The following is a 14,143-nucleotide window of genomic DNA, read 5'->3' as shown; positions in this document are numbered from 1 at the left end:
GGGGCCGCGCGGGTCATAGGCTGCGATGACGCGCGCGGAGTGTCTCAGGTTGCTGACCGGCGGCGCGGCGGGGGCCCTTCTGGGCGCCCTGCCCCGCGTCGCCGGCGCCCAGCCGGTCTATGATTTCTGGTTCACCCGGCTGCGGTATGATTCCGGCGACTGGGACGTGGATCGGCGCATGCCCGCCAACGTTCTGACCTCGCTGGTGGACTACACCAACCTGCGCGTCGACCCGGAGGAGCGCGTGGTCAGCCTGGCCGATCCGGCGATGCTGACGGCCCCGTTCTGCTATCTGTCCGGCCACACCCTGGTGGAGTTCAACCAGGCCGAGGCCGCCAATTTCGAGCGCTATGTGCGTAACGGCGGCTTCGTCTTCGTGGACGACTGCAACCACGACATCGACGGCCTGTTCGCCCGCTCCTTCGAGCGGCAGATGGCGCGGATGTTCGGGGAGGATTCGCTGGTGACCCTGCCCAACGATCACCCGATCTACTCCAGCTTCTTCACCTTCGACGGCCCGCCGGCCACCAGCTTCGAGCTGAACGGCTGGGGCGACGATCTGGTCCACGACTACCTGAAGGGCATCGTCATCAACGGCCGGGTCGCGGTCCTCTACAGCAACAAGGACTACGGCTGCGAGTGGGACTATGACTGGCGCAACAAGCGCTTCCTGGCCGAGGACAACACCCGATTCGCGGTCAACATCATCATCTACGCCCTGACCGCCTGATTTCGTTCGCTTTCCCTCCCCGGAGTTCCGATGAGTACGCCAACCGAGTCCGACGTCGCCGCAAGGCTGGAGCAACTGTCCCGGCTTCGCGAGGCGATCGGCCAGGCCGTGGTCGGCCAGGACGAGGTGGTCGAGCAATTGCTGATCGGCCTGCTGGCCGGCGGCCACTGCCTGATCGAGGGCGTCCCCGGCCTGGGCAAGACCCTGCTGGTCCGCACCCTGGGCCAGGCCCTGTCGCTGGAGTTCCGGCGCGTGCAGTTCACGCCGGATCTGATGCCCAGCGACATCCTCGGCACCGAGGTGCTGGAGGAGGATCACGGCACCGGCCACCGCCACTTCCGCTTCCAGCCGGGGCCGGTGTTCACCAACCTGCTGCTGGCCGACGAACTGAACCGCACCCCGCCCAAGACCCAGGCGGCCCTGCTGGAGGCCATGCAGGAGCAGACCGTCAGCTATGCGGGCGTCACCCACGCTCTGCCGGAACCCTTCTTCGTTCTGGCCACCCAGAACCCGCTGGAGCAGGCGGGCACCTATCCCCTGCCCGAGGCGCAGCTGGACCGCTTCCTGCTGAACATCCGGGTGAACTATCCCACCGAGGCCGAGGAACGGGCGATCCTCGTGCAGACCACGGGCCGGGCCTCGACCGCAGTCCAGCCGGTCATGCACGGCAAGGACATCCTGACCCTTCAGGCCTGGTGCCGGGACGTCCACGTCAGCGACGCCCTGCTCAGCTGGATCACCGCCCTGGTCCGCGCCAGCCGGCCGGAGCCGGACGCGCCGCAGGTGGTGCGCGACTATGTGGCCTGGGGCGCCGGGCCCCGCGCGGGACAGGCGCTGGTTCTGGCTGCCAAGGCCCGCGCCATGCTGCACGGACGGCTGGCGGCCACCCGCGAGGATGTGACCGCCCTGGCGGCGCCGGTGATGCGTCACCGCATCCTGCTGTCCTTCGCCGCCGAAGCCGAGCGCAAGTCCGCCGATGACGTCATCGCGGGCCTGCTCACCGCCCTGCCAGCCCCGGCCGGAGACTAGGCCACCGCCGTGTCCCCCTTCGCCCTGCCCCCTGATGTGCGAAGCCGCTTGCGGCGCCTGTCGCTGGTTCCGCGGCGCGCCACGGCCCTGACCGAGGCCGGCGCCCACGCCAGCCGCAATCGCGGCGGCGGGCTCGAGTTCGCGCAGTACCGGGCCTACGAACGGGGCGACGACCTGCGTCAGGTGGACTGGAAGCTCTACGCCCGGTCGGACCGCTTCTTCGTCCGCGACGCCGAGCGGGAAAGCCCGCTGGCCCTGTGGATCGTCATCGACGCCAGCGCCTCCATGGCCCAGGCCGATGTGGGCCGGCCCGACTGGTCGCGCTTCGACGCCGCACGCCGCATCGCTGCGGGCCTGATGGAGATCGCCCTGCGCCAGGGCGACCGCTTCGGCGTGTTGGTGGAGGCCGCGGACGGCCCCGTCATCATCGAGCCTGGCGCCGGGCCGCGCCACCGCGATCAGATACTGCTGGCGCTAGGCCGGATCCATGCGGGCGGCGTTGGCGCATGGGCGCGCGATATGGCGACGTTCGGCGGGAAGATGGGGCGCAGCGATCTGGTCATCCTGCTCACCGACGGCTTCGACGAGAGCTGCATTGACGCCGCCGAGCAGTTGGCCCGGTCCGGGCGTGACCTGTGCCTGATCCAGATCCTCACTGCCGACGAACGCGACTTTCCCTTCGATCACGGCCATCGGTTCCGCGATGTTGAGGGCGGGGTAGAGGTGCTGGGCGACGGACGGGCCATGCGCGACGACTTCCTCGCCCGCTTCGCCGAGGCCCGCGCGGCGCTGGACGCCCGTCTGGATGCGCTGGGCGTCAGGCACGCCGCCCACTTCATCGACCAGCCCGCCGACCAGCCGATCCGTGACCTGTTCCGTACAGGCGGTCGCCGATGACGCCGGCCCTGATCCTGCCCATGGCGCTGGCTGCGCTTGCGGCGTTGGCGATCCCGATCGTCATTCACATCTCGCGACGGACCGAGACCCGCGTCGTCGATTTCGCCGCCCTGCGCTGGCTGACCCCCAGCGCCCGGCCCCGTCGGCGTCCGCGCATCGACGAAATCCCGCTCCTGATCGCGCGCATCCTGCTGCTGACGCTGCTCGCCCTGTGGCTGGCGCGGCCGGTGCTGTGGGGCGTGGAGGATGCGCGCCCGGTCATCGCGGTGGCGCCCGGTGTCGATCCAGCGCCCGTTATCGATGCAGCCCCGCGCGGAACCCTTATCCTTTGGCTTGCGCCGGGTTTTCCCAATATCGAGGAGGCCGCGCCAGAGGTGTCCGCCGACGCCGTCAGCCTGATCCGTCAGCTGGACGCCGAACTGTCCCCGGAGGCGCGGCTGGATGTCGTCGTCCCGCCGGTCCTGGACCATGCGGACGCAGAACGCCCCCGCCTGACGCGGTCGGTGAACTGGCGCGTGTCCGGGGGCGGAGGCGATGCGGACGAGCCAGCGCCAGCCCCCGCCCCTGCCCTCTCCATCCGCCATTCCGCCGAGGCGGCCGAAAGCGTCCGTTACTTTACTGCCGCCGCCACCTCATGGACGCCGCCGGACGCCGAACCGAGGCTGGATGTCGCGGCCGTCGATCAACCATTGAGTGCTGCTGCCAGCCATCTGGTCTGGCTGGCCGCTGGACCGCCGCCCCAGTCCGTCACCGACTGGATCGAGAACGGCGGAACCGCCCTGCTGTCCCACGACGCCACCCTCGACGTGCAGGACGCCGCCGAGGCGTGGAGCGACACGGCAGGCCAGCCTATGGCCACGGAAGCCCGCTATGGCCGTGGACGGGTCGTCCAGTTCACCCGGCCCCTCGATCCCGCCGCCATGCCCCAGCTTCTGGAGGCGGATTTCCCCGATGTGCTGGAACGGCTGCTGACGCCCCCGCCTCCGCCCGCTCGGGTGTTGGCCGCCGACCACGCGCCGCTGGCGGGCGTCGCGCCGTTCGACCAGCCGCCTCTGGACCTCCGACCGTGGCTGGCGCTTCTGATCGCTTTGCTGTTCGCGGCGGAGCGATGGCTGGCCACCAGCGCCCGGCGAGGCGCGACGCCATGATGCTGCATCCTGTCCTTCGCCGACAGCAGGGCGCCGTCCGCCTGCGCCTTTGGCTTGAAGCCCTGGCTATCAGCCTGCCAATCGTCCTGGCGGTGGGCGCTGTCGCCTGGCGGTTCTTCGGGGCGCCGGTCGCGTTCGGGTGCGCCCTCGCCGTTGCCGGGTTGCTGAGCTTCATCGCCGCGCGCAGGGTTCAGCAGTACGGCGACGAATGGCTCGCCGCCCGTCTCGACGCCGCCTCGCCCAAATTCGAGGATAGCGGCGATCTGCTGTTCCGCGACGCGGCCGACCTGACCGGCTTCGCCATCCTTCAGCGCCGCAGGCTCGAAGCCCGACTGGACGAGGCGCGCCGCCTCGATCTGCGTCCCGACTGGTCGCGCCGCCGCATCCTCGGCGCCTGGCTGATTGGGGCCGTCATCATTCTGGCTGCGCTCTTCTGGCCGGATGGCCGTCGCACCGACCCGCAGCCGACCGACGCGTCGCCGGAGGCCACCGCCACCGCCGCCCCGCGCATCACCGGCGCGCGCCTTCGCATCGTGCCGCCCGGCTATACGGGCCTCCCCGCCCGCGAGCAGGCCGAGCTGGACGCCCGCGTGCCCGCCGGCTCGCGGGTTGAATGGCTGCTGGACGTCTCACCCCGCCCCGACGGCGTATGGGCGGAATTCTCGGAAGGAGCGCGTCTCGCCTTCAGCCGTCGCCGCGACCGCTGGACCGGAACCCGCGTCATCAACCGCTCGACCCTGTACCGCATCGAGGCGGACGGCATGGCGCGCCAGCGTTTGCACCGCATCGACGCCGTCGAGGACGCCCCGCCGGTCGTCAGCCTCGTCACGCCGGACAGCCAGCTCGTCCTCGCCGCCGCCGACCAGACCACCTTCGCGCCGGTGTTCGAGGTCAGCGACGACTACGGCGTCTCGGCCGCCGCTGAACTGCGCATCACCGTGACCCAGGGCGAAGGCGAAAGCATCACGACGCAGACGCGCACCATGACCGTTCGCGGGCGCGGCGACGGCCGCAGCAAGCGCTTCTCCGCGACCCTGAATCTGGCGCGTGAGGGCCTGATCGAACCCGGCGACCTGATCGTCCAGCTGATCGCCCGCGACAACCGGCGCCCACAGGGGCAGGTCACCGAGGGTCCCAGCGTCATCCTGCGCCGTTCCTCGGAACTCGGTCTGGCAGACGGTCTGGACGGGCTGCTGCGCCCGGTCATGCCCGCCTATTTCGCCAGCCAGCGGCAGATCATCATGGACGCCGAGGCGCTCATCGCCCAGCGCGGAGAGATCCAGCCGCGCCAGTTCCTCGACCGGTCCAACGGTCTGGGCGTCGATCAGGCGCGCCTTCGTCTGCGCTATGGCCAGTTCCTGGGCGAGGAGTCCGAGGGCGGCGGTTTGGCCCTGCCCACCAACGACGCGCCCGCCCTGCCGACCAATGACGCCCCGGCGCCCGAACCCGAGCCAGAGGTCCATGGGCCGAACGACGGTCATGACCATTCCGAGGAAGAACTGGCCTCGTTCGGCTCCGCGGTCGATGTCCTGAACCAGTACGGCCACGCCCATGACGACGGCGACGCGGCGACCCTTTTCGATCCCGGCACACGCTCGACCCTCGGCAATGCGCTGGACGCCATGTGGAGCTCGGAGCGGGCCCTGCGCCAGGGACGACCGGAGGAAGCCCTGCCCTTCGCCTATCAGGCGCTGGAGTTCCTGCAGGAAGCGCAGCGGGCGGATCGGGTCTTCCTGCCCCGAACCGGATCGGACCTGCCGCCGCTGGACATGAGCCGGCGCCTCACCGGCGACCGGGACGACATCGACGCGCGCCTGCCGCCCGCGCCTGTTCCGAACGCCGATCCCACGCTCGCCACCGCCTGGCGCGCGCTGGGCGGCGAGCCCGGCGGCGGGGGGGCCGATCTGGAAGGGCTGGAGCGCTGGGTCCGGGGGAACGCGAGCCGTCTGGGCGATCCCCTGGGTCTCATCGCCGCCATCGACACGCTGCGGGCCGAGCCGCGATGCAGCGACTGCCGCCGCGCCCTGCGAGGCCTGCTGTGGGAAGCCATGGGCGCCGGACCCGCGCGGGTCGAGCGCCGCGAAGCCCCGAACCGTCGCGGCCGTCGCTATCTGGAGCAGTTGCAATGATCGGCGCTGGCGCGATCTGGCCGTGGCTGACGGCCCTCGTCATCGCGGCGGCCGTGTTGGCGGGCGTCATCCGCCTGTGGCTGTGGCGGCGCGCATCTCAGGCCGAGGCGCCTGCGTGGCGATTGCCCGCCCTGGTCGGTCTTCAGCTTACGGCCGCCGCCCTGCTCTGGCTGACGCTCAATCCACCGACCGCCGTCACAAGCGGATCCGCCTTGCGGGTGCTGACGGGCGGAGACGCCGAACAGACCCCCGCGCCGGGCGAAATTCTGGTCGCCTTGCCCGAGGCCGGCGCACCGCCGGGCGCCACGCGCGTCCCCGATCTGGCGGCGGCCTTGCGGCGTTTCCCAGAGGCTCAGTCGGTCCGGGTGTCCGGCGCAGGCCTGCCGCCCCGCGACCACGGCCCCCTGCCCGTCCCGCTGACTTATGAACCGGGGCCGGCGCCCGTCGGCGTCGTCGAACTGACCCTGCCCCGGCCTGTCGCGCCGGGCGCCGGGTTCGAGGTGGGCGGCCGGGCCGACGCCCTGTCTTCCGGCACGGTGGAACTGGTCGATCCCGCCGATCAGGTGATCGATCGCGCGGATGTGCGGGCCGGAGACCGCTTCACCCTCGCCGCAACCGCCCGGGCGTCTGGTCTGGCCCTGTTCCATCTGCGCCTTCGCGATGGGGCGGGCGACCTGATCGAGGACATCGCCGTCCCGGTGGAAACGCGAGACCCGACCGAGGTCCGCATGATGCTGCTGGCCGGCGCGCCTGGGCCTGAGGTTCGGCAGGTCCGTCGCTGGGCGGAGAGCGCGGATCTGGACGTCAATCTGCAAGTCGATCTTGGCGCCGGCGTCAGGCTGGGCGGCGCGGCGCCCCTCACAGCCGCCGCGCTTGGCGACCTCGACCTGCTGGTCATCGACGACCGCCGCTGGCAGGGGCTGCCCGCCGCTTCGCGCTCCGCCATCACCTCAGCCGTACGGGGCGGCATGGGTCTGCTGCTACGCCCCACGGGGCCTCTGGATGGGGCCACTCGCAATCAATGGGCGGCGCTCGGGGCGGCTCTATCCGGCTCCGGCGACGCGGTGGCGCCGCCCGAGGGCGCTGAAGCCCTGACCCGGCTGGATTTCGTTCACGACGGTCGGGGCACGGTCCCGGCCCTGCGCGACGAGGACGGTCAGACCACGGCCAGCTGGTCCGGCATGGGTCTGGGGCGTGTGGGGGTGATCACCCTGGCGGACACCTACACCCTGGCGCTGACGGGGCGATCAGACGCACACAGCCGCATCTGGGCGTCCATGGTCTCGGCTCTGGCGCGGCCGGCCGAGGACGGGCGGCCCGAGGCGGGCGGCATGGCATGGGCGGGCCAGCGCACGGCGGTGTGCGGGCTGGAGGACGAAGGGCGGGTCGTCGCCCCCTCTGGCCAGGAGCGCCGTCTGGTCATCGATCCCGCAGCCGGCGGCGGTCGTTGCGCGGCTTACTGGCCGGAAGCGGAAGGTTGGCACGTCGCCCTGGACAGCCGCGACCGGCAAGCCCCCTTCTACGTCCATCTCTCCGATGCTGCGCCATCGCTGGTCCGCGCCGCAAACCGCCGGGCGACGCTGGACATGGCGGCCGCGACGCCGGACGCCGAGGCCCGCGCCCAGCGCCGCGAGGCCGGATCGCCCTGGCCATGGTTCCTCGGCTTGCTGGTCGTGCTGGCTCTGCTGTGGTGGCTGGAACGCCGACGCCGGAAAACGGAGACCTAGGCCGACAGGGCGCCCTCAATCGCCTGACGAACCTCATCAGCCGTCGGCGTCGTCGCTGAGGGGAAGGCCGCGATGAGGCGGCCCTGACGGTCGATCAGCAGCTTGTGGAAATTCCAGCCCGGCACGGCGTCATCGCCCATCTCGGCCCGCGCCCATTGATAGAACGGGTGCGCGTCGTCGCCCGTGACGCGGGTCCGCCCCGCCATGGGGAAGGTGACGCCGAAGTTCAGCGTGCAGAACTCGCGGATCTCGTCCGCATTCTCGAGCTCCTGATTCAGGAAATCGCCGGACGGCACGCCGACCACGGCAAAGCCTTGGCCGCCGTATTCCTCGTAAAGCGTCTGCAGGCCTTCATACTGGGGCGTGAAACCGCATTTGGAGGCGGTGTTGACCACCAGCACCACATCGCCCTGGAACGCCGTCATGGGCAGGTTCGGCGTCGACAGGCCGTCGAAAGCGAATCGGTAAGCCGTGCCCTCGGGCGCCTGCTCCACCGGCGGCGCGGCGGCGAACAGGGCCTGATGCTCTGCGACAGCCGCGTTCACGGCCTCGGTCGGGGCCAGTTCCTGCTCTTCCGCCTGCGCTGTTTCGGTCTCGGCGGCGGGCTCGGCCCGGTCACAGGCGGCCAGAGCGGCGATCAGGGCGATGCCCGTCAGGGAAATGCGCGACATGTTGAACCCTCCGTCTACCTCACAAGGATAGGCCCAAATACGCGCCGCGCCCATAGCCGGACGCGGAACGGGCTTAGCCGCCGTACAGCGCCCGCGCCCGCGCCTCAAAACAGCGGATCAGGGCGTTGACGGCCCGGTCGAAATTCGCGCTCAGCATCATGTCCAACATGCGGGACTTGAAGGCGAAATCGATCATGAATTCCAGCCGCGTCCCGTCAGGGTGCGGATGAAACTCCCAGCGGTTCTTCAGATGTTTGAACGGCCCCCGGATCAGGCCCACCTCCACCACCTTGCGGTTCGCATCGCGCCGGACCCAGGTGGAGAACTTCTCGCGCAGCACCGCGAAGCCCACGCCCGCCTCGGCGTCCAGCAGGGTCACGCAGGGCCCCTCCTCCCGCTCGTTCCACACGCGCATGGCGGTGACCCACGGCACGAACTCGGGATAGGCGCGCACGTTCGCCACCAGATCAAGCAACTGGTCCGGCGTATAGGGCAGGATGCGGGTGACGCGGTGAACAGCCAAGCGGTGCGGCGCCTCAGCGGCCCAGTTGGGCCATGCGCGCGGCCTTCAACCGGGCGAAGTCATCGCCGGCGTGGTGCGAGCTGCGGGTCAGGGGCGAGGACGACACCATCAGGAAGCCCTTGGCCCGAGCGATGGCCTCATAGGCCTTGAACTCTTCGGGCGTGACGAAGCGGTCGATGGGGGCGTGCTTGCGGGTCGGCTGCAGGTACTGGCCGATGGTGATGAAGTCCACGCCGGCCGAGCGCATGTCGTCCATAACCTGCATGACCTCTTCCTTGGTCTCGCCCAGACCGACCATGATGCCGGACTTGGTGAACTGGTTCGGGTCGCGCTCCTTGACCATCTGCAGCAGGCGCAGGGAATGGAAGTAGCGGGCGCCGGGCCGGATCTTCAGATAAAGGCGCGGGACGGTCTCCAGGTTGTGATTGAAGACGTCGGGCTTCGCGTCGATCATCACCTCCGCCGCGCCGTCTTTGCGCAGGAAGTCCGGGGTCAGGATCTCGACGGTCGTCTTCGGCGCCTGCAGCCGGATCTGACGCACCACCTCGGCGAAGTGGGCCGCACCGCCGTCCGAGACGTCATCCCGGTCCACCGATGTGATCACCACGTGGTTCAGGCCCAGCTGCGCCACCGCCAGACCGACCTTGCCCGGCTCTTCCGGATCCAGCGGCTGGGGCAGGCCCGTCTTGACGTTGCAGAAGGCGCAGGCCCGCGTGCAGGTGTCGCCCATGATCATCAGGGTGGCGTGCTTCTGGCTCCAGCACTCGCCGATATTGGGGCAAGCCGCCTCTTCGCAGACCGTGACCAGACCCTTGTCCTTCACGATGGCCTTGGTGGCGTTGTACTGGCCCGAACCCGGCGCCTTGACGCGCAGCCAGTCCGGCTTGCGCAGCACAGGGCTCTCCGGCCGGTTCTGCTTTTCCGGGTGGCGAAGCTCGGACGGCTTCCTGGCCAGGGTGTCGATCAGCGTCACCATCGCGTGACGGAACTCCTTGCAACGAAGGCGCTATGTCGGGCTTTCGGCCCGCAAAGGCAAGGCCCGCCCCGGTCACGAAGCCTTTCATGGCGCCGGATGTTACAGACCTTTTCAACGGTGTGACCCGCCTCTAGTTTACGCCGCGACAAGCAGAGGGCGGCTCAAAGCCCCAAGGGAGATGCGCGTTTGCCGGTTCCGTTTGATGAGAAGGCTGTTCACCAGTCGATGTTCGACGCCCTGATCGGGGCGCGCGAACAGTTCGGCGACAAGGAGATCATCGAGGATCAGGACAGGAAGCCCCTGACCTACACCGGCCTGATCCGCGCCGCCTTCGTGCTGGGCCGCAAGATCGCGGCCATGACCGAGCCGGGCGAGCGCGTGGCCATCATGCTGCCGTCCAGCATGGGGGTGGTGGTGACCTTCTTCGGTCTGCACGCCTTCGGGCGCACGCCTGTGATGCTGAACTTCACGTCCGGCGCACGGAATCTCAAGGCCGCCTGCGCCACGGCGGGAGTGAAGAAGATCCTGACCGCGCGCCGCTTCATCGAACAGGCGAAGCTGGATGATCTTGTCGTGGCGCTGGAGCCGGTCGCCGAGATCATCTGGCTGGACGACATCCGCAAGACGGTGGGCCTTCAGGACAAGCTGTACGGCCTGATGGCGGGCATCTTCCCCCGGCGCTTCTGCGCGGAAACCAGCCCCGGTGACGCGGGCGTGATCCTGTTCACTTCCGGCAGCTTCGGCGCGCCCAAGGGCGTGATGCTGACCCAGGCGAATCTGGTGGCCAACGCCATGCAGATCGCCTCACATATCGAGCTGGACCCCGATTGGGTCTTCTTCAACCCGCTGCCGACATTCCACTGCTTCGGCCTGACCGGCGGGGTGATCCTGCCCATGCTTCAGGGGTTGAAGGCGTTTCAGTATCCCTCCCCGCTCCACGCCAAGCAGATCACCGACCTGCTGCCCGAGGTGAAAGCGTCGGTCCTGATGACCACCGACACCTTCCTGAACCAGTACGCTCGCGTGGCCGGGCCTGACGACTTCTCGACCATCCAGTTCGTCGTCGCGGGCGCCGAGCGGGTGCGTGAAGAAACGCGCGATATGTTCAATCAGCGCTTCGGCGGGCTGGAGTTGCTGGAAGGCTACGGCGCCACCGAGGCCGCGCCCGTGGTGGCGGTGAACCAGCCGGGGAACAATCATTTCGGCACCGTCGGCCAGATCCTGCCGGGCATGGAGTGGCGGGTGGAGCCGGTGGAAGGAATCGACGAGGGCGGCCGCCTGTTTCTGCGCGGCCCCAATGTCATGGCCGGCTATCTTTCCCCCGACGATCCGGAGTGCCTGGAGGCGCTTCCGGACGGCTGGCACGACACCGGCGACATCGTCGATGTGGACGCCGAGGGCTATGTGCGCATCCTCGGCCGGGCCAAGCGCTTCGCCAAGATCGGCGGTGAGATGGTCAGCCTAACCGCCGTGGAAGGAATAGCCGACGCCGTCTGGCCCGAGGGTCGTCACGCCGTGGTCTCCATCCCCGACAGCCGCAAGGGCGAGCGTCTCGTTCTGGTCACCGACCGCAGCGACGCCGAGGTCGCACCCCTGGCCGAATGGGCCCGCACCCACGGCGCGCCGGAGCTTGCGGTTCCCAAGCGTATAGTGAAGGTTGGCGAGTTGCCGGTGCTCGGCACCGGCAAGACGGACTATGTGGCCATCCAGAAGATGGCCGAGGTTCAATCCAGGGCGGCCTGACCGCCCATTGGGGGCAAGACAATGTTCAACACATCGGCTTTGACGGCCTGGTCACCCAGGGTGCTCAGCATCTTCCGCATCGTCACCGGCCTGCTGTTCATCCAGCACGGCACGCAAAAAATCTTCAGCTTTCCGGCCGAGGCGCGCGGTCCCTTCGAACTGATGACCCAGATGGGCATCGGCGGGGTGCTCGAGCTTGTGGGCGGCGCCCTCATCATTCTGGGCCTGTTCACGCGCCCGACCGCCTTCCTCATGTCGGGAATGATGGCGGTGGCCTACTGGCAGTTTCACGCGCCCAGCGACCTCTACCCGCTGAACAACGGCGGCGAGCTGGCGATCATGTACTGCTTCGCCTTCTTCTACTTCATCTTCGCCGGCCCCGGCCCGTGGAGCCTGGACGCGATCCTGAACAAGCGTTCCTGAGCCCAGGCGCTCTTCAAGGCATCGGCGGGCTCGAGACGTGGTTCCGCCGATGCCGATCGGAGTCTAGCCCAGCGCCTGATCCAGGTCGGCGATAAGGTCATCCATATCCTCGACCCCGACTGAAAGACGAATCAGGTTGTCCGTCACCCCGCCCGCCTCGCGCACCTCTTTCGGCACGCTGGCGTGGGTCATGATGGCGGGGTGGTTCACCAGGCTTTCGACGCCGCCGAGGGACTCCGCCAGGGTGAACACGTCCACCCGCTCCAGAACCTGTTTCGTCCGCGCCAGATCGCCGTCAATCAGGACGGTGACCATGCCGCCGAACGCGCCGTTCATCTGACGCTTCGCCAGCTCATGTTGCGGATGGCTTTCCAGCCCCGGATAGATGACCCGCTCGATGCCCGCCCGGCTTTCCAGCCAGCGCGCCACGGCCAGCGCATTCTCGTTGTGCGCCTTCATGCGCAAGCCCAGGGTCTTGAGCCCCCGGTTGGCGAGGAAGGCGTCGAACGGCCCCATGACGCCGCCCACCGAGTTCTGCAGGAACTTGATCTGGGTCGCCAGCTCGGGGGTCTTCGTCACCAGAACCCCGCCGATGATGTCGGAATGGCCGTTCAGATATTTGGTGGCCGAGTGCATGACGATGTCGGCGCCGTGGCTCAGCGGCTGCTGGCTCCACGGCGTGGCGAAGGTGTTGTCCACCACCAGCAGCAGATTGTGCGCCTTCGCGACCTTCGACAGGGCAGCGATGTCCGCCAGCTTCATCAGCGGATTGGTGGGCGTCTCTACCCACAGCATCTTCGTCTTGTCGGTGATCGCCGCCTCGACCGCCTTCAGGTCTGACAGGTCAACATAGGCGAAGTCCAGCCCCATGGACCGGCGCCGCACCCGCTCGAACAGACGCCACGAGCCGCCGTAAAGGTCGTCGCCGGTGACGATGTGCGACCCCGCGTCCAGCAGTTCCAGCGCCGTGGACGTGGCGGCCATGCCGCTGGCGAAGGCGAAGCCGTGGGGTCCGCCCTCCAGATCGGCGATGCAGGCCTCGAACGCCTCGCGCGTCGGGTTCTTCCCCCGGGCGTACTCATAGCCCTTGTTCACCCCTGGGCTCTCCTGGGCGTAGGTGGACGTCGCGTAGATCGGCGTCATCACCGCGCCCGTGGTCGGGTCCGGGTGCTGGCCCGCATGGATGGCGCGGGTGGAGAAGCCCTGGCTGTTCTTGCGGGCGGTCATGCTGATTCCTTGTCCTATCGGCGTCCGATGTTGCGTGCGAAAAAGCGGGAGGATCGCGCGAACACGTCGTCCCATTGATCAGGGTTCATGATGTGTCCGGCGCCGGGAACGACCTCGAACCGCACCGGCACGTCGGCGGCCCGCATATGATTGATCCAGCGCTGTGTGCTGGCAGGCGACACATGGTCATCCCGCTCTGCCTGCAGAATCATCACGGGGATACGCCGGTAGGGATTTCGCGGAACATACACGTCCCATCCGCCGGCGACACCGATTGCGGCCGCGGCCCGGCTGCGGCCCAGCGCGCCATCGACGGCGACGTAGGATCCCAGCGAATAGCCCATGATCCCGACCCGCTCAGGCTCCAGGCCGTCGGCGATGAGCCATTCCACCGCGTCCGAACCGGCCTCGCGCCACGCCTGCATCACGGGTTCCGCCCGCACGCCGTCGTCCGGCGCTGCGTCATAGTAGACCGGCACGATCACCACATAGCCGTCTTCAGCGAAGCGGCTGGCGAGGCGGAGGTACGCCGGCCCGACGCCGCCGGAACCGTGCATGAAAGCGAACCCGGCCCCTCTGTGCTGCGCCCCCGGTCGGTAGACGGCCGCCCGGATGGTGCGTCCGCCGCTGTCATATGTGATCGTCTCGACAGGGGCGGCGGCCTGCCGCGCAAGGCCGCTCCCTGGCACGGCCGCCAAAGGGATTGCAGACAGGACGTCGCGCCGCCGCATCACAGAGGTCTCGCGCTTTGAATGAAATCGCCGGCCAGCTGGAATACGGAACGCCAGTCCTCATCGGCGAAACGATGCAGGCGTGAGGCCAGCACCTGCGTCTGGACCGATACTCCCTGTTCCCGCAAGGATGCGGCGGCGGGCCCCGCCCCCCCCGGCGGCCCCCCCCCCGCACACAACGCCCCCAAC

13 protein-coding genes are annotated in these 14,143 nt (G+C 68.9%); 8 read left to right on the top strand and 5 right to left on the bottom strand.

Annotated elements, in window-relative coordinates:
- The first annotated feature begins 25 nt into the window (after positions 1-25).
- From ACI8U3_RS05120 to ACI8U3_RS05095, 6 genes are read left to right on the top strand one after another with little or no spacing between them, the layout of a single operon-like run.
- Positions 26-730 (top strand): DUF4159 domain-containing protein, encoded by a 705-nt coding sequence (locus tag ACI8U3_RS05120; RefSeq protein WP_415013795.1) that lies wholly within the window; start codon positions 26-28, stop codon positions 728-730.
- Between the two features lie 30 nt (positions 731-760).
- Positions 761-1,759: an AAA family ATPase gene (locus tag ACI8U3_RS05115; protein ID WP_415013794.1), complete on the top strand. Its 999-nt coding sequence runs from the start codon at positions 761-763 to the stop codon at positions 1,757-1,759.
- Positions 1,760-1,768: 9 nt separating this feature from the next.
- Positions 1,769-2,656, top strand: coding sequence for a DUF58 domain-containing protein (locus ACI8U3_RS05110; protein ID WP_415013793.1), 888 nt, complete (start codon positions 1,769-1,771; stop codon positions 2,654-2,656).
- On the top strand, positions 2,653-3,804 hold the full coding sequence (locus ACI8U3_RS05105; RefSeq protein ID WP_415013792.1) for a BatA domain-containing protein: 1,152 nt from the start codon (positions 2,653-2,655) through the stop codon (positions 3,802-3,804). The genes ACI8U3_RS05110 and ACI8U3_RS05105 overlap by 4 nt, the downstream gene beginning before the upstream one ends.
- A complete protein-coding gene (locus tag ACI8U3_RS05100; RefSeq protein ID WP_415013791.1) occupies positions 3,801-5,933 on the top strand; it encodes a DUF4175 family protein in 2,133 nt (710 codons plus the stop codon). The genes ACI8U3_RS05105 and ACI8U3_RS05100 overlap by 4 nt, the downstream gene beginning before the upstream one ends.
- Positions 5,930-7,660, top strand: a complete 1,731-nt coding sequence (locus ACI8U3_RS05095) for a hypothetical protein (RefSeq protein WP_415013790.1) — start codon at positions 5,930-5,932, stop codon at positions 7,658-7,660. Before ACI8U3_RS05100 ends, ACI8U3_RS05095 begins: the two co-directional genes overlap by 4 nt.
- Here ACI8U3_RS05095 and ACI8U3_RS05090 read toward each other — a convergent pair.
- The 3 genes from ACI8U3_RS05090 to lipA all read right to left on the bottom strand — a co-directional run bounded on the left by ACI8U3_RS05090 (position 7,657) and on the right by lipA (position 9,830).
- Positions 7,657-8,331, bottom strand: coding sequence for a glutathione peroxidase (locus ACI8U3_RS05090; protein ID WP_415013789.1), 675 nt, complete (start codon positions 8,329-8,331; stop codon positions 7,657-7,659). The two genes, ACI8U3_RS05095 and ACI8U3_RS05090, sit on opposite strands and share 4 nt — an antisense overlap.
- Before the next feature lie 73 nt (positions 8,332-8,404).
- On the bottom strand, positions 8,405-8,854 hold the full coding sequence (locus tag ACI8U3_RS05085) for a type II toxin-antitoxin system RatA family toxin (RefSeq protein ID WP_415013788.1): 450 nt from the start codon (positions 8,852-8,854) through the stop codon (positions 8,405-8,407).
- Between the two features lie 13 nt (positions 8,855-8,867).
- Entirely contained in the window at positions 8,868-9,830 is a 963-nt protein-coding gene (gene lipA / locus ACI8U3_RS05080; protein WP_415013787.1) for a lipoyl synthase, read from the bottom strand.
- A gap of 225 nt (positions 9,831-10,055) precedes the next feature.
- Between lipA and ACI8U3_RS05075 the strand changes: the two genes are divergently transcribed.
- Together ACI8U3_RS05075 and ACI8U3_RS05070 are read left to right on the top strand one after the other, a co-directional pair.
- Entirely contained in the window at positions 10,056-11,573 is a 1,518-nt protein-coding gene (locus tag ACI8U3_RS05075; protein WP_415014043.1) for an AMP-binding protein, read from the top strand.
- A 21-nt stretch (positions 11,574-11,594) separates the two neighbouring features.
- Entirely contained in the window at positions 11,595-11,996 is a 402-nt protein-coding gene (locus ACI8U3_RS05070) for a DoxX family protein (protein WP_415013786.1), read from the top strand.
- Between the two features lie 63 nt (positions 11,997-12,059).
- Here the strand turns inward: ACI8U3_RS05070 and ACI8U3_RS05065 are convergent, their stop codons facing one another.
- Together ACI8U3_RS05065 and ACI8U3_RS05060 are read right to left on the bottom strand one after the other, a co-directional pair.
- A complete protein-coding gene (locus ACI8U3_RS05065) occupies positions 12,060-13,223 on the bottom strand; it encodes a cystathionine gamma-synthase (RefSeq protein WP_415013785.1) in 1,164 nt (387 codons plus the stop codon).
- Between the two features lie 14 nt (positions 13,224-13,237).
- A complete protein-coding gene (locus ACI8U3_RS05060) occupies positions 13,238-13,954 on the bottom strand; it encodes a dienelactone hydrolase family protein (protein ID WP_415013784.1) in 717 nt (238 codons plus the stop codon).
- Between the last annotated feature and the right edge of the window lie 189 nt (positions 13,955-14,143).

Origin of the sequence: Brevundimonas sp. (assembly GCF_047617075.1) — a bacterium.
In the GTDB taxonomy this organism is placed as follows: domain Bacteria; phylum Pseudomonadota; class Alphaproteobacteria; order Caulobacterales; family Caulobacteraceae; genus Brevundimonas.
Note: the sequence above shows the minus strand (reverse complement) of the source record. Positions and strands in the feature narration are given on the sequence as shown.

Bases quoted from the DNA above. Each gene is read 5' to 3' on its own strand.
- ACI8U3_RS05120 (WP_415013795.1), top strand. From the start codon at position 26: ATGACGCGCGCGGAGTGTCTCAGGTTGCTGACCGGCGGCGCGGCGGGG.
- ACI8U3_RS05115 (WP_415013794.1), top strand. From the start codon at position 761: ATGAGTACGCCAACCGAGTCCGACGTCGCCGCAAGGCTGGAGCAACTG.
- ACI8U3_RS05105 (WP_415013792.1), top strand. From the start codon at position 2,653: ATGACGCCGGCCCTGATCCTGCCCATGGCGCTGGCTGCGCTTGCGGCG.
- ACI8U3_RS05100 (WP_415013791.1), top strand. From the start codon at position 3,801: ATGATGCTGCATCCTGTCCTTCGCCGACAGCAGGGCGCCGTCCGCCTG.
- ACI8U3_RS05095 (WP_415013790.1), top strand. From the start codon at position 5,930: ATGATCGGCGCTGGCGCGATCTGGCCGTGGCTGACGGCCCTCGTCATC.
- ACI8U3_RS05090 (WP_415013789.1), bottom strand. From the start codon at position 8,331: ATGTCGCGCATTTCCCTGACGGGCATCGCCCTGATCGCCGCTCTGGCC.
- lipA (WP_415013787.1), bottom strand. From the start codon at position 9,830: ATGGTGACGCTGATCGACACCCTGGCCAGGAAGCCGTCCGAGCTTCGC.
- ACI8U3_RS05075 (WP_415014043.1), top strand. From the start codon at position 10,056: ATGTTCGACGCCCTGATCGGGGCGCGCGAACAGTTCGGCGACAAGGAG.
- ACI8U3_RS05070 (WP_415013786.1), top strand. From the start codon at position 11,595: ATGTTCAACACATCGGCTTTGACGGCCTGGTCACCCAGGGTGCTCAGC.
- ACI8U3_RS05065 (WP_415013785.1), bottom strand. From the start codon at position 13,223: ATGACCGCCCGCAAGAACAGCCAGGGCTTCTCCACCCGCGCCATCCAT.
- ACI8U3_RS05060 (WP_415013784.1), bottom strand. From the start codon at position 13,954: ATGCGGCGGCGCGACGTCCTGTCTGCAATCCCTTTGGCGGCCGTGCCA.